Annotated in this window: 13 protein-coding genes and 1 pseudogene; 12 read left to right on the forward strand and 2 right to left on the reverse strand. The window is 59.9% G+C overall.

The annotated features are described in order from the left end of the window. The first annotated feature begins 55 nt into the window (after nucleotides 1–55). On the forward strand, nucleotides 56–592 hold the full coding sequence (locus ACTAQJ_RS00755; RefSeq protein ID WP_498700041.1) for a hypothetical protein: 537 nt from the start codon (nucleotides 56–58) through the stop codon (nucleotides 590–592). Between the two features lie 72 nt (nucleotides 593–664). Here ACTAQJ_RS00755 and ACTAQJ_RS00760 read toward each other — a convergent pair whose 3' ends face one another. Together ACTAQJ_RS00760 and ACTAQJ_RS00765 are read right to left on the reverse strand one after the other, a co-directional pair. Beyond that, nucleotides 665–2,011 carry a hypothetical protein gene (locus tag ACTAQJ_RS00760; protein WP_477515036.1) on the reverse strand — a complete coding sequence of 449 codons (1,347 nt, stop codon included), beginning with the start codon at nucleotides 2,009–2,011 and terminating at the stop codon, nucleotides 665–667. Nucleotides 2,012–2,259: 248 nt separating this feature from the next. Beyond that, nucleotides 2,260–4,980 carry a GH25 family lysozyme gene (locus tag ACTAQJ_RS00765; RefSeq protein WP_498700044.1) on the reverse strand — a complete coding sequence of 907 codons (2,721 nt, stop codon included), beginning with the start codon at nucleotides 4,978–4,980 and terminating at the stop codon, nucleotides 2,260–2,262. Nucleotides 4,981–5,266: 286 nt separating this feature from the next. Here ACTAQJ_RS00765 and ACTAQJ_RS00770 point away from each other — a divergent pair. From ACTAQJ_RS00770 to ACTAQJ_RS00820, 11 genes and pseudogenes are all read left to right on the forward strand, one after another. After that, a pseudogene (locus ACTAQJ_RS00770) lies at nucleotides 5,267–6,492 on the forward strand (TadA family conjugal transfer-associated ATPase). After that, complete coding sequence (locus ACTAQJ_RS00775) at nucleotides 6,492–7,349, forward strand: type II secretion system F family protein (protein ID WP_498700046.1); 858 nt, start codon at nucleotides 6,492–6,494, stop codon at nucleotides 7,347–7,349. Before ACTAQJ_RS00770 ends, ACTAQJ_RS00775 begins: the two are co-directional and overlap by 1 nt. Then, nucleotides 7,346–8,287 (forward strand): type II secretion system F family protein, encoded by a 942-nt coding sequence (locus ACTAQJ_RS00780; protein WP_477515040.1) that lies wholly within the window; start codon nucleotides 7,346–7,348, stop codon nucleotides 8,285–8,287. The genes ACTAQJ_RS00775 and ACTAQJ_RS00780 overlap by 4 nt, the downstream gene beginning before the upstream one ends. A 126-nt stretch (nucleotides 8,288–8,413) precedes the next feature. Further along, a complete protein-coding gene (locus tag ACTAQJ_RS00785) occupies nucleotides 8,414–8,617 on the forward strand; it encodes a hypothetical protein (RefSeq protein WP_477515041.1) in 204 nt (67 codons plus the stop codon). 135 nt (nucleotides 8,618–8,752) lie between these two features. Further along, nucleotides 8,753–9,085, forward strand: a complete 333-nt coding sequence (locus ACTAQJ_RS00790; protein WP_498702131.1) for a TadE family protein — start codon at nucleotides 8,753–8,755, stop codon at nucleotides 9,083–9,085. A 61-nt stretch (nucleotides 9,086–9,146) separates the two neighbouring features. Continuing rightward, nucleotides 9,147–9,620, forward strand: a complete 474-nt coding sequence (locus ACTAQJ_RS00795) for a hypothetical protein (protein WP_498700050.1) — start codon at nucleotides 9,147–9,149, stop codon at nucleotides 9,618–9,620. A 70-nt stretch (nucleotides 9,621–9,690) separates the two neighbouring features. Next, the gene (locus ACTAQJ_RS00800) at nucleotides 9,691–10,101 is read left to right on the forward strand and encodes a pilus assembly protein TadG-related protein (protein WP_477515042.1); all 411 of its coding nucleotides are present in this window, start codon (nucleotides 9,691–9,693) and stop codon (nucleotides 10,099–10,101) included. A gap of 86 nt (nucleotides 10,102–10,187) precedes the next feature. Beyond that, the gene (prfB, locus tag ACTAQJ_RS00805) at nucleotides 10,188–11,303 is read left to right on the forward strand and encodes a peptide chain release factor 2 (protein WP_498700052.1); all 1,116 of its coding nucleotides are present in this window, start codon (nucleotides 10,188–10,190) and stop codon (nucleotides 11,301–11,303) included. 179 nt (nucleotides 11,304–11,482) lie between these two features. Continuing rightward, entirely contained in the window at nucleotides 11,483–12,247 is a 765-nt protein-coding gene (gene ftsE / locus ACTAQJ_RS00810; RefSeq protein WP_216924001.1) for a cell division ATP-binding protein FtsE, read from the forward strand. Then, nucleotides 12,244–13,158 (forward strand): permease-like cell division protein FtsX, encoded by a 915-nt coding sequence (ftsX, locus tag ACTAQJ_RS00815; protein WP_224164730.1) that lies wholly within the window; start codon nucleotides 12,244–12,246, stop codon nucleotides 13,156–13,158. Before ftsE ends, ftsX begins: the two co-directional genes overlap by 4 nt. A gap of 55 nt (nucleotides 13,159–13,213) precedes the next feature. Then, on the forward strand, nucleotides 13,214–14,626 hold the full coding sequence (locus ACTAQJ_RS00820; protein ID WP_431120266.1) for a peptidoglycan DD-metalloendopeptidase family protein: 1,413 nt from the start codon (nucleotides 13,214–13,216) through the stop codon (nucleotides 14,624–14,626). The last annotated feature ends 36 nt before the right edge of the window (nucleotides 14,627–14,662 follow it).

Genomic DNA, 14,662 nt, shown 5'->3' on the forward strand with positions numbered 1-14,662 from the left:
CCAATGCATGCGGAGCTGGGGAGCATCCGAATGAAGTGGGGATCCCTCGGTGGACATGCGCAGGCGCAGTGTTCTTCAGCTCGGCGTGGCAGCTATTGCCTTGGCCGGTTGCTCAGGAACCAATGTAGATACTTCCCAACCAGCCGCACTTGATATGGCGCCTGTGGTCGCGAACGACGACAAAATCCCGCGGGAACGCCCGGAACCTTTGATACGGTATCAATTCACGTGCACAGGTGCTGATGGCAGCCTGATAGGCAAGTTCTCGAGCCTTGAAGAGGTCTGGGCATCCACGCGCTACATGCACGTCACCGACTGCCAAGTTGACTATGTCGGAAAAGGACCACATGTCCTGACTCCGGAGGAGACGGCCGCCGTCAATGCCGCCCTTGCAGCGGGTGCCGTTCCCGGCGACGCCTCTGCTCTCTGCTTGCGCATCATTAAGGCATGCACCCGGACGGACCCCAGGACGCTTGCAGCCTCGCTCGCCGCTTATGGGGTTCCCGTTGTGAAAGGCGCCCTGACGCTTGCTCCGCTGGCGCCGCAGGCGGCTGTGCTCACCAAGTGGCTTAAGACGGCAGTGTCCGGATAGGTAGGCGGCTGCCAGGAGGGCAGACACGGAAAGGCGCGGACCACGATTGGTCCGCGCCTTTAGTCCGTCTGTTCAGGCAAGTAATGAATTCATGGCATTGATAAGTGTGGTCTCCACGCCATTCGTGCCCGCCTTGAAATGGGCCAGATGGCCATATACGGTCATTGAACCACCAGCAATTCCTGGGAAATCGGGTTCCCAGCCGCCCTCATAGCTGCCAAGTGGCATGGAAGGGGGAAAGAATTCATTACTGGGTATATAGCAGCAGGACTCATTCGCATATCCGCCAACGATGATTCCGTTGGTCCCACCGTTCCGATTCCGGAAATAGGCCGCATATCCACTAACGAGTTCGCCACCGATCATGGCGATCTTCAGCTGGGGGCTGCCGTTGAACTTCCACACTTGGAAGGGGGATGGCACTGCGGTTTTGTAGCTATTGCTGTCGATTCGTCCGATCATGACTTGGGCATGACGCTGGTACCACTGCGGCTGGCCATTGGGGTTCGGCAAACGGGCCACGTATGCGGCACGTACGGCGGCCAGATTTCCCGCAGTCGGTGTGATGTCCAATGGAAGCTGGACCTCCTGGTAGCGCGTCACCATGGGGCCGCTGAGCGCCCTGCCGGCAGACTGCATGTTTGAATTTACGGTCGCGCCGAGGGCGTCCCCATGCTGGTCTCTGAGTTCCCAGCTGCGGACCCCTCCTGGATCCTGGTCCCCGGCGGGTCCCTGCACAAACATGGCGAAACAGTTCGGGTTTCGGTTCTCGATGTAGTTGCAGGCGCCGGCTGCGAAATCTCCATCAAAGAGCGTGCGCAAACCTGCGCTGATGGGGTGGCAGCCGTAGCTGAAGATCACAGCCGCCGGTGTGCCGTTGCCCCGCCTGGCTACCAGAATGGGGACCGCGGTTTCTGTGTAAGGGAGCCCCACCCTGTTCGCGGAAAAATTCTGGGTTGAGACTTTGTAGTCGAAGGTCACGGCCTCCTCGTTCGCGTCCAGTGCTTCCTGGGCAAGGTCAACGATTGTGTCTTCCAAGTCATCACTGTACGAGCGGACCAACCCGAGGTCTGCCAGTCCGTAAGCCATGAAGGGATGCAAGGTGTCGATCAGCGCGGGACCGTTGTGTGTATGTGTCGCTTGGATCAGGATGTCGCTGCTGGACCAATCCGCGAGTTGAATGATCCTGTCGCGGATCCGTTGATGCATGGCCCGGGGCACTGCCAGGACATCCAACGAGATGATGATGTGGGGATGAGCGTCTTCCCAGATGAGGATTGCCCGGGCATAGAGGGGCTCGAACGGCGAACTGCTGGTGGCCTCCCGTCCGCCATCGGTGGTGCCATATCCGGCCATATACGGATTGGTGCTTAGCGACGGCGTAATGTCTGCGCTTGCAGTTGCAACTCTAAACGCCATAAAAGATCACTCCTTGATTGTGCGCAATGGGTGATCTTCGCTTGCCCCCAAACAAAGTCCGTACCCCGAATGCGCTGAACAGCCAATACGTGAGACCACCTTCATTAGACCATGTGATTCAGCAATTTTGGCCGCTCCGAGGCGATATTTATCGCCTGCGCGTATCTGGCAGGGGCCCGGAATCAACCGAGGGCCCCGTTCATGGAAGATTTCCACGAAAGGGCCCTCGAAAGTGGGCTGCGTGCCTGCTACTTTGCCGCTGGTGAGAGAATCGTCAGGGAATTCCACCCTGTGCCGATTCGAGTTGGTGTTTCCCACGAGCTGTTTGAACCCACCGGGTAGTACCGCAGCTCGCCTACGGTGGTTCGGGCGATGACACCGCTGGAGCCTGCTCCGGCAAATCCACGGACTGCACCGAAACTTGTGATGACGTTCCAACCTGTTCCGACCACGCGCGCTGCTTCCTGCATGAAGTTGCCGGTGCCGTTGGAACGGTACAGTTTCAGATCGCCCGCTGCGTTTTTTGCCAGGAGATCGGCATTGGAGTCTTTGTCAAAGTCCATTTGAACTATGTCCAGGCCAGTCCAACCGACTCCGATGGAGATACCGGTGGACACCGTCTTTCCAATGGGGTTGCTGAAGTAGTACAGCCGACCCGTGGAGTCGTATCCTACGATTCCGGGATGTGCATCGGCCTTTTTCCACGTCCCAACACTTAGCGTCCAGTCCTTCCAATTGCTGCCGAGGGCGATGGGGGCCCCAAAGCCGCTGCCGGTCCTGCCCGGGTACACGTTTAGCCGGCCGTCGGACCACTGCGCCACAATGTCCAGGGCGCCGTCTCCGTTCCAATCCGTGACGAACCCGGCTTTCAGGCCGGCCCACCCTGTTCCGATGAGATCCTCGGGCAGTAGCGCAGTGGTACCCGTGCCGGGATAGCGGTAGAGGTTGGCATCGGCGCGCACCGCGACCACATCTTCCTGGTCGATGCCGAGTGTTGTCTCAACATCCAGGGGAGCGTCGCTGATCCGGATCGCGTCATCCCAGCCCAGTCCGATGAGGCTGCGGTCGGCCCACGAACCCGAGACGGCTGGGTAATAGTAAAGGTCACCGTTGGCGGTGCGGGCATGGAGTCCCTGGGACCCGGCACCGCTGAAGCCGATTGCTGAACTTACCGACGTCATGCCATTCCATCCGGAACCGATCACTTGGGCGGCTTCGTTGAGGAAGCTACCCAAGCCATTCGAACGATACAGGCGAAGGGTGCCGTCAGAGGTGCGCGTGACAATGTCCTGGCTACCGTCGCCGTCGAAGTCGATCTGGTTCAACTGGTGCCCGCTGAAGCCGGTCCCGATCAGGACCCCGGCCCCCAGCGCTCCACCCCCGGTATTCGGGTACCGATACAAATTGCCCAGATAGTCCTGTCCTATAACGCCCGGATAGCCGTCTTTGGAGTTCCACCACCCGACTGTCAGGGACATTTCCTGCCAGCCGGAACCGACTTGGATGGGAGCATAGAAGCTGCCGCCAGGAGCACCGCGGAAGACCTTCAGCGTCCCGTCGGACCACTGCGAAAGAATGTCCTGGACGCCGTCCTGGTTCCAATCGACGACGTACAGCGATTTTGCACCGGTCCACCCCGAACCGATGGTCACTGGACCCGTGATCCGGCCGCTTCCGTCGGCTGGAAATGCATCGAGCCTGCCGGTTGAGCTTGTAGCCAGGAGGTCGGCACCGGACTTGATGGATGGGTTGGAAGGGGCTGAGGCACCACGGGCGAAGGTCCGCAGCTGATCGTAGCTGCCGTTGAAGATGTTCGAATCACCTTCGAACGGCCCGGTGCTGCTGTACTGCCACATGGTGTAGTCGCCCCAGCTGGCGGGCAAGGATCCAGGAGAGTTCGTGGGGTTGTTCCAGTATGAGGCGATCCACAGCGGGTAACTCCCGAACGTGGAGTTGCCTACGCACGTATTCCACCAATCCGTGGTGCTGTAAATGACCGGAAAGCGCCCCGTCAGGGCTTTGACCGTGTTGCCGAAATCGGCAGCCCACTGTCCAAGTTGTGCCTTCGACATGTTGTAGCAGGTGTTGCCGAAGTAGAAGCCGTTGATGGTACGTCCGGCGTAGGGGTTGTATTCGATGTCCAGGACTGGAGGAAGTGTGTAACCGTCAGCTGTCCATCCGCCGCCATTTGCCACGAAGTATCTCGCTTGGTCCGCACCCGAAGACCAGTTGGGGATGGCAAAGTGATAGGCGCCTCGAACCATGCCGACGTTGCGGGAGCCGTCATATTGCTGTGCATAGTTTTCGTTCAGGTAATAGTTGCCCTCGGAGGCCTTTACGTAAGCCCAACGGGATCCTTGGTTCCATTGGCTTTGCCAGTTCACGTTGCCCTGGTGCGCGCTGACGTCCTGTCCATGGATACCGATGGTTGGCCTCCAGTGACCTGGATCGGCGTCCATCGGCACCACCTGTCCCACGGTGCGTGAGCCAGCAGGCCCTGAATTTCCGCTGCCTTGCTTTGCCGCTATGACCCTGGGTGAGCGCTGACCCATTTCTGCCCCGCCCGCCGGAATCGCAGCGCGCATTGCTGCCTTCATGGTCTCGGCATCCGGAGCATTGCCAGGCATCACCTTGGTGCTTGGCAGCGCAGCTGGATCGTCCACAGCGGGGCCGACGGCCGGCTGCGGAGCGACAGCAGGTGAAGGCTCGACGGCGGTGGGCACCTGCGGCTGGTTGGTCACCGTCGGGGCGCTGTCCTCGGGGACGGCCCCGGAGTCCGTCGATGGTTGAAGTGGACTCGGCGCTGGCGACTTCTGTTCGGCGATGGGGGCTGGCGCTGGCCGGGGGCCGGAATCCTCCGCCCATGCAGGACCGCCGGGAAAAGTCCCTGCAAGGAGGGCCAGGCAAAGGGCGATTCCAGTCCTTGCCAGCGGCATGCGATGGACCGACTCTATGGGGGTTCTTGTCATATCCAATTCCGGCCCTGTGCCGCGGTTCAGCGGCGCATGGTGTGGCTTGCTGACAAGCTCCGGGGCGGGCGCCTGCGCATGGGACCAAAGGCCAGCTCCTAACGGGCTTTACCCTAACATTCGGAAACTGGAGTGACTAGTGGTACAGGCGATGCTGGAGGGACTCTTGTTCCAATAGTTATCCACAAGCCCCCAAGCAGGACTTGGCCCTCGATGGCGGCTCCCTTAGCGTAGGTCACTCGAGATACGCCTCTCGGATACGGACACGAAGGTTTTTGGGGGAAATATGGAGGCCGTTGGGATTGTGGAGGGTGAGGTCCGCGAACTTATCAGACGCCGCGGCTTGGACCCCTTCGAACAGACCGCGGAAGTCCGACGCTTGGTTGAGGACGCGGTCAACGACTACGACGAAAGGGCTCTCCTTGGACCTCTTCCGCCATTGGGACATCTGGAAACCGCCCGCAGGCACGTCTTTGACGCCGTAGCGGGATTCGGTCCGCTGCAGCCGTTCCTGGATGATCCTGGAATTGAGGAAATTTGGATCAACGCGCCCCACGAAATTTATGTCGCGCGTAATGGGGAGTCCGAGCTGACGGGAATCACCCTGAGCGAGCAGCAAATCCGGGACCTCGTCGAACGGATGCTCAAGAGCTCGGGGCGGCGGCTGGACTTGTCGTCACCGTTCGTGGATGCGGCCCTGCCGGACGGGTCACGGTTGCATGTTGCTATTCCGGACGTGACCAGGAAGCACTGGGCTGTCAACATCAGAAAGTTCATCGCCAGGGCGAACCGGCTTGAGCATCTCGTCGAGTTGGGAAGCCTCACACCCCAATCTGCCAGGTTCCTTGGTGCAGCCGTTGCAAGCGGTCTCAACATCCTCGTTTCCGGTGCCACCCAGGCAGGGAAGACCACTATGTTCGAACTGCCTTGCAGCAAGCATTGGCTCACGTGAGCGCGTAGTAACCGTTGAAGAGATCTTTGAATTGCAACTCCCTCTGCGCGACGTCGTGGGTCTCCAATGCAGGCAACCGAACCTGGAAGGTCATGGAGAAATTCCGTTGCGAAGGCTCGTTTAGGGAAGCCCTTCGCATGAGACCTGACCGCTTGGTGGTTGGCGAAGTCCGCGAAGCCGAAAGCCTGGACATGCTGATTGCGTTGAATTCCGGGCTGCCTGGCATGTGCACAGTCCATGCAAATTCGGCCCATGACGCCGTCACCAAGATTTGCACCCTGCCTTTGCTGGCCGGGGCGAACATTTCCAGTGCATTCGTCCTTCCCACAGTTGCCTCGTGCATTGACCTGGTGGTGCACTGTGCCCGGCAGGCCAATGGGCGCAGGCAGGTAACGGAAATCCTGTCGTTGGGGCGCCGCGTAGAAAACGGGGTCATCGAATCCTCGGTGGTGTTCCGCATGCTTGAAGGGCAGCTGCAGCCCAAAGCCAACTCCATGCCGGCGGTCGATAAGTTTGCCGTGGCTGGTTTTGATGTTGCCGCGCTGCTGGAGCTGAACTGATGGCCCCGCTATTGGGGATCCTTTGCGGCGGTGGAGCAATGCTTATCTGGTGGTCCACCTGGGAGCATCCGCCAAACGTCCGGGCCAGAGAACCCCGGCCACGACGACTGGAACTTCTCTTGCTCTCGGCGGGCATAGAAAAGGTCACTGGTGCGGGCCTCCTTCTCAGTTGCACTGGATGCGGAGTCATTGCGATGCTCCTGTTCTTCGTTGTGACCGCGTCATTGCCCGTCTGCCTTTGTTTCGGACTCTTTGGCGCTTGGATTCCTTTTGGCCTCGTGCGTCGACGGGCGCGGAAACGCCGTGCCAGCCTCCGCCAACTGTGGCCCGATGTTGTTGACCACCTCAGATCCGCCATTCGCGCAGGCCTGGCTTTGCCAGAGGCCTTGATCCAACTTGGGCACAACGGGCCGGACGAACTGCGGGGCCTGTTCCTGGATTTTGGTGCCGACTATAGGTCGGGCGGTCAGTTCGATGCGGCTGTAAACAAACTCAAGGACCGCCTGGCAGATCCGGTGGCTGACCGGATCATCGAGGCACTACGCATGACGCGGGAAGTGGGTGGCTCCGACCTTGGGCGGATGTTGGGTACGTTGGCAGGGTTTCTTCGGGAAAGCGCCCGGACGCGCAGCGAACTCGAGGCCAGGCAGTCCTGGACCGTAAACGGTGCCCGGCTTGCTGTCGCAGCACCCTGGATAGTCTTGGTGGTCATGGCCGGTAGACCTGAAGCCATGCTTGCCTACAACTCCGGAATCGGGGCCGTGGTGCTGCTCGGCGGACTTCTTGTCTCGGTTTTGTGTTACGCAGTCATGCTGCGTATTGGGGCATTACCCGAGGATGAACGGGTCCTGCAATGAGCACTTCGACCGCCACCGCAACACTCCTCGGATTACTCCTGGGCGGAGGGACATGGTTGATTCTGGTGCGGCTTCCCTTCATGCGCGGCAGGACATTCGCGGAGCGCATTGACCCTCAGCTTAAGTCGCAGAATCTCGAGTCGCGCCTCCTCCGGGCGCCTACGCATAATCTGACACCCTTTGGACCATTGGAACGCATTCTCCGCCCAGTTATCCAAGACGGAATTGGCTACTTGTCCCGTTTTAACAGTGGCGGCCCAGCCTTGCGAAAGAGACTGGCTCGAGCCGGGTCCGCGAAAAGCGTGGTGGATTTCAGGGCGGAGCAACTGGTGTGGGCCGCAGGCGGCTTCCTGCTTGCCGTGATCGGCGTAGGGCTGGGTGCTGCCTCCGGACGATTCAGCCCGCTTCCATCACTGGTGTCGGTAATCGGGGCTGCCTTTTGTGGATACGTGCTCCGCGATTTCGTGCTTGGCCAAAAGATTAAGCGCCGCGAATCGGTGATTCTCGCGGAGTTTCCCAGCCTTGCCGAACTCATGGCCCTGGCCGTCGCCGCCGGAGAGAGCGCAGTGGGCGCGATGGACAGGATCTCCCGTACATCCACCGGCGAGCTCGCCAAAGAATTCACCGCGGTTCTGTCCGATACGAGATCAGGAAAATCTCTGGTCCAAGCACTCCAGGCGTTCTCTGCCCGAACACAACTGCCGCCCCTCGTCCGATTCGTCGACGGATTAGTGGTGGCCGTGGAGCGGGGGACTCCGTTGGCCGATGTACTTCGGGCACAAGCTGCCGATGTTCGCGACGCTGCGAAGCGGGAGCTGATGGAATCAGCCGGTCGAAAAGAAATCGGCATGATGGTGCCCCTGGTATTCGGGGTCCTTCCACTAACGGTCATTTTTGCGGCGTTTCCTGCACTCGCCGCTTTGCAGTTGAGCCTTTGACGGGACCAAGCCGGGTTCATTAGCCCATTACCTTTGTCCGCCCGTCGCACATTGCCAGCAATACAAACACACACATTGGGGAAAATAATGAAGAAGTATGGACGATCGATTTCTGCCGCAAACACGATGACTTGGCCCTTTTTCTCCTGGGCCTTCGCCGTGCAGGCGCGAAATGCGGCATCACAGCTGGAACACGGTGAGCGCGGTGACGTCCCCGGGTGGGTGATGATCACCTTGATGTCCGCAATATTGGTCGCGGGGCTCCTCGCAATTGCATCGCCAGCATTGGCGGACCTCTTCACGCAGGCCATGGCCAAGGTGGGCAGCTAGGAGATGGGGCAGGCGTGGTCCCGCAGGCAAAATCACGCACTCTGCCTGCCCTGTGCATTTCAAAATCCCTGCGCATTTCAAAGTCTCTGTGCACTCAAAAGTGGGGAACGAGGTTCCGCCGTTATCGATTTCGTGATGATTGCTGCGCTGCTGACGTTGCTGTTCATGGCGATCGTCCAGCTCACGCTTGTCCTTCACGTCCGAAACACACTTGTTGATGCCGCCGCGTCCGGAGCGCGATATGGAACCCTTGCCGATCGAACGGCAACGGACGCGGAGGCCAGGACGTCCGAACTGATCGAAACGGCGCTCAATGGAGATTTCGCGGCAGACGTGACCACCGCTGAAAGGAATCTGGAGGGAATTCGGGCATTGGAAGTGACCGTGAGGGCGCCTATGCCAGTCGTGGGGCTTATCGGACCGGGCGGAGTCATGGAGGTTGCCGGACATGCTGCCCTTCCAAAGTGATGTCCTGACTCCGGCGCCGTTTCCCGCTTCGACAATGAACCGCCGTAGGCATCGACTGAAGATGGCTTTGCAGTTGGTGTTCGGACCATATCAAGACATATCTGCAGTGGGTGCCGACGTCGAAAGGCAACGCGGCAGTGCCATCGTGGAGTTTACGTTCCTGGCACTGTTGCTCATGGTCCCGGTTGTCTATTTCCTGGTAACCGTGGGCCAAATCCAAGGCGGATCCTTCGCGGTGGTGGGTGCGGCGGATCAGGCGGCCAAGGTCTTTGTTTCCCAAACTGAACCCGCCCTCGCGAGGACCAGCGCAGAACAGAGCGTCCTCCTGGCGTTGAAGGATTACGGCTACCCGGCGAAAGCGGCCGAAATTGAGATCACGTGCGACCGGTCAGACTGCCTTTCGGCAGGCACCACAGTGACAGTTTGGGTTCGACTGACTGTCCCTTTGCCGATGGTTCCGTTTGGCGACTCGCTACAACTTAACGCTGCCGTGCTCAATGCCTCTGCCACACAAGTCGTGGGCCGCTTTCAGTGAATCGTCAACGTGAAGAGGAGCCGTAAAGATGGCGATGGGGCGGATAGGGCGCAAAGAGGAAGAGGGACAGATGACCGTGCTGATCGTAGGCTTCGTACTTCTGGCACTCCTGTTGGCCGCGGTGGTGATGGCTACTTCGGCGATTTACCTGGAGCACAAAAAACTTCTGTCCTTGGCCGATGGCGCCGCACTTGCTGCTGCAGATTCGTACGTCGTGGGTGACATCGAAGGAAGCAGTGTGCCCTCGGCGTCGCTGGTGGACGAGCGGGTGCTGGGCGCGGTTGATCTGTACCTGGGAAACAGCGAAGCCTTCTCCGTGCACGATCACTTGGAAGTTTCTCCTGAAACGGGAAGTTCACCCGGCGGTACGGCGGTGGTGGTCTTAAGGGCGATCGCCCATCCGCCCTTGGTCACCTTCCTGCTGCCTGAGGGAATCCCTGTTGAAGCAAGATCCACGGCCAGATCCCGGCTCACCCAATAACGACATTACGCAATGACGCAATCATACGGACGCAATGACGGCGCCCAGTCGGGGGAGTCCGGCTGATAGCGTACGCTGGAAAGACCATGGCTGAGATTGATTTTCCCGCAGAAATCCGCGCGCTTCGCGCCACTTACAGTTCCATCGAGAACGTCACCGATGTTGATGCCTTGAAGGCAGAAATCGCCGAATTGAGTGAGCAGGCTGGCGCGCCGGACCTTTGGGACGACCCCGCATCGGCGCAAGTTGTCACTTCGCGCTTATCCCACCGGCAAGCAGAAGTGGAGCGCTTGTCCAAGCTTGCCTCACGCATTGACGACCTCGAAGTACTGGTGGAGCTCGGCCAGGACGAGGGCGACGAAGCGTCAATGGCCGAGGCAGGCAAAGAGCTGGCTTCTATTCGCAAGGCCCTCGCCGAGCTCGAAATCGTCACCCTGTTGTCCGGCGAATACGACGAGCGGGAAGCCGTAGTGACCATCAGGGCAGGAGCAGGTGGTGTCGACGCTGCCGACTTCGCAGAGATGCTGATGCGTATGTACCTGCGGTGGGCGGAGCGCCACGGATACCCCACCACCGTGATGGACACGTCCTATGCTGAAGAAGCAGGCCTGAAGTCCGCCACGTTTGAGGTCAAAGCGCCGTACGCATTCGGCACCCTCAGCGTCGAGGCGGGCACACACCGCCTGGTCCGTATCAGCCCCTTTGACAATCAGGGCCGCCGGCAGACCTCGTTCGCCGCCGTCGAAGTCATCCCGCTGATTGAACAGACCGACTCAATCGAGATTCCGGACAACGAAATCCGCGTGGACGTCTTCAGGTCTTCAGGACCAGGAGGCCAGTCGGTCAATACGACCGACTCCGCCGTGCGCATGACACACATTCCCACGGGCATCGTCGTGTCAATGCAAAATGAAAAGTCGCAGCTTCAAAACCGGGCAGCTGCCTTGCGTGTGCTCCAGTCGCGGTTGCTGCTTGTTAAGAAGGAACAGCAGGACGCTGAAAAGAAAGCCTTGGCCGGTGATGTCAAGGCGTCTTGGGGAGACCAGATGCGCTCCTATGTGCTCAATCCGTACCAGATGGTCAAGGACCTGCGCACGGAACACGAAGTAGGCAACACTTCGGCTGTCCTGGACGGCGACATCGATGACTTCATCGACGCCGGTATCCGTTGGCGCACTGGCAACCGTAACGCTGCCAGCTAGGGTCTCAGTCCGCGTTCCGGGGGCGTCGGATTCCACGACACGCCCCCGAAACCCCCGGAATCCCGGCTGCTGCGTGCGTATAGTCGAGTGGCCGGTGCTCTCACTTCCCCCATCGAAAGCCCGCGCTCCGGCTGTTGGACTGGGCGAGTACGTCATGTCCGGCGGGGTTCTAAAGGGCCATGATCAGATTTGAGAATGTCACCAAGGTCTACGAGCAGAATGCCCGACCGGCGCTCGATTCTGTCAGCCTTGAGATCAACCGCGGTGAATTCACCTTCCTGGTGGGCGCCTCAGGCTCAGGAAAATCCACCTTCCTGAGATTGATCCTGAAGGAAGACAAAGCATCCTCAGGTTCGGTTTACGTTGCCGGCCAGAACGTGGCCAACATTTCGAGCTGGCGAGTCCCCAAGCTTCGCCGGGGTATCGGTGTGGTCTTCCAGGATTTCCGTCTTCTACCGCAGAAGAATGTCTTCGCGAACGTGGCGTTTGCCATGCAGGTCATCGGCAAGAGCCGCTCCATTATCCGGGAGACGGTTCCTGAGGTATTGAAGACCGTTGGCCTTGAGGGCAAGGAAAAGCGGATGCCTCACGAACTTTCAGGTGGCGAGCAGCAGCGTGTGGCGATTGCCCGCGCCGTCGTCAACCGCCCAGGCATTCTCCTTGCGGACGAACCCACCGGGAACCTTGACCCCATTACATCCATGGGAATCATGGGAGTCCTGGACAAGATCAACCAGAACGGCACCACTGTGGTCATGGCTACCCACGACGACGACATCGTTAATGAAATGCGCCGCCGCGTGGTGGAGCTCAAGAACGGCAAGGTCATCCGTGACGAAGCGAAGGCACTGTACACATCCATGATTCCGGTTGTGGGTGAATCGCGGCGGCTGAAGGACGCCAGTGGCGAGGAACTCAACCGCGCGCAGGGGGCACAGCTGTGAGGCTCCTTTTCATCCTCGGGGAAATCGGCAGCGGCCTGCGCCGCAACCTGTCCATGGTGATCTCGGTCGTCTTGGTGACCTTTGTTTCCCTGACGTTCGTTGGCGCAGCCGGAATGCTGCAGATGCAGATCAACCAGATGAAGGGCTACTGGTACGACAAAGTCCAGGTTGCGGTCTTCCTCTGCAACGATGGCTCGACGGCGGTTGGTTGCGCCTCGGGGCCGGCCACCAAGGAACAGCAGGACAATCTTCAGGCAATGTTGGAGTCTCCCGCAGTCAAGCAGTACATCAACGACTTCCAATTCGAATCCCAGGCCGAGGCCTACAAGCACTTCAAAGAGCAGTTCTCCAATTCGCCGATTGTTGATTCCGTGTCTGAGGACCAGTTGCCGGCCTCGTTCCGTATCAACATGAAGAACCCCGAGAAGTACCAGATCATCAGCGAAACATTTTCCTCGCAACCTGGCGTTGAGACGGTGAGTGACCAGCGCCAGGTGTTGGAGCGGATCTTCTCCTGGATGAACGGCGCTTCTGTGGCCGCGATGGGTGTGGCGGCGGTGATGATCTTCTGCGCGGTGCTTCTGATAACCACCACGATCCGGCTCTCGGCGTTCAGCCGGCGCCGGGAAACGGGGATCATGCGCCTGGTGGGCGCCTCGAAGACAGTGATCCAGTTGCCGTTCATCCTGGAGGGTGTGATCGCCGCTGTTGTCGGGGCCTTGTTGGCCTCCGTGACGCTGTGGCTGATGGCACACTTCTGGCTCAATGGTGATCTCTCCAGGCAATTCCTTAACACTCCCTTCATCTCATCGACGCAGGTCCTGGTGATCGCGCCGGTGCTGATTGCGCTCGGCGGCGGCTTGGCCGGGATATCCTCCTTGTTGACCCTCCGGCGTTACTTGAAGGTTTAGTGATGAAGGACGGGCGGCTGCGAACAACTGTGCTGACAAGCGAAAAGGACTCATGATGACCACGTTGGACCAGAACTCCCTGCGTCGGCGCCTTGCGTCCGGCCAAGCCAGGATTCTTGGTGGCGTGCTCGCCCTGGGCCTCGCTGTGAGCCTCCTGTCCGGTGTACCTACGGCCCATGCGGACAGCCTGGACGACCAGCAGGCTGCACTCGAGGCTGAATCCGCGCGCGTCCAAGCGTCCTTGGAGTTTGTGGACTCGAAGATCGCCAAGGCCGCGGGCGATCTTGTCATCTACCAAGGACGTCTCCCGGGCGCCCAGCAGGCACTTCTGGAAGCGCAGGGCCGCGTGGCCAGTGCTGTCAAGGAAGTTGAGGCATTGGCTGCCCGGGTGGAGCTCGCCCAGCAGAACAAAGCCAAAATCACTGAGCAGCTTGAGAGTGACAAGCAGAAGATCACCGATACGAAGAAACTGATCGGCCAAATCGCCTCACAGGCCTACAAATCCGGGGGCGTGCCCACCAACATCGCCCTGCTCTTCGGATCCAACGAGTCCGGCAGCCTGACAGAATCCATGGACCTCGCCGATCAGGCCATGCGCAGCCAGAACGCTGCAATGACCAAGCTGACCCAGCAGAACGCCACCAACGTAAACTCCCAGGCCCGGCTGGCCGCCGTCGAGGCTGAGATCCAGGACCTGAAGGCCAAAGCCGACGCCGCGCTTGAGCGGGAGAAGGCTGCGCGCGACGAGGCTGCGAGCAAGAAAGCCGAAGTCGACAAGCTCATCGAGGACACTACCCGCCTGAATGGACAACTACAGGCGGCCAAGCCCGGCATTGAAGCCGATCTTGCCCGCGTGAAGGCCGAACAGGACTCTGTTGCAGCCGAAATCGTAGAGAGGGACCGCAAGCTTCGGGAGGCGTGGGAGGCGGAGCAGCGTCGCCTCGCCGCAGAGGCAGCTGCTGCTGCGGCCGCCGCAGCGGCTGCGCAAGGAAGGCCGGCACCCCCCGAGCAACCGTATGTCCCGCCGGTGGGTTCGCCTTCCGCGTTTGGTTTGCGACACCCCTTCGCGAGCTACGTACCCATCACGTCAGGATTCGGCTGGCGGGCAACCCCGCCCGGAACCATCGATTTCTATGGCACGGGTGGTTACATGCACACCGGCATCGACTTCGGTGCAGCCTGCGGTACTCCTGTTTATGCTGCAGCTGCCGGTACTGTCTTCAACTCTGGTTGGAACTCGGCAGACGGCGGTGGATGGCGGGTGAAGCTGTCCCACGGCGTGGTGCAGGGCAACTCCCTGACGACCATTTACTATCACAACAGCAGCATTGTGGTGGCCAACGGGCAGCAAGTATCGCAGGGGCAACTCATTGCGTACTCGGGTAGCACGGGTAACTCCACGGGGTGCCACGCACACTTCGAAACCTGGCTGAACGGCGCCGCAGTGGATCCGATGACCCTCCTCTAGTAGCCCGTCCCTTCGTCAGGGACCAGGGCCCGCGGG

The sequence above is a fragment of the Arthrobacter sp. alpha11c genome, from assembly GCF_054149985.1.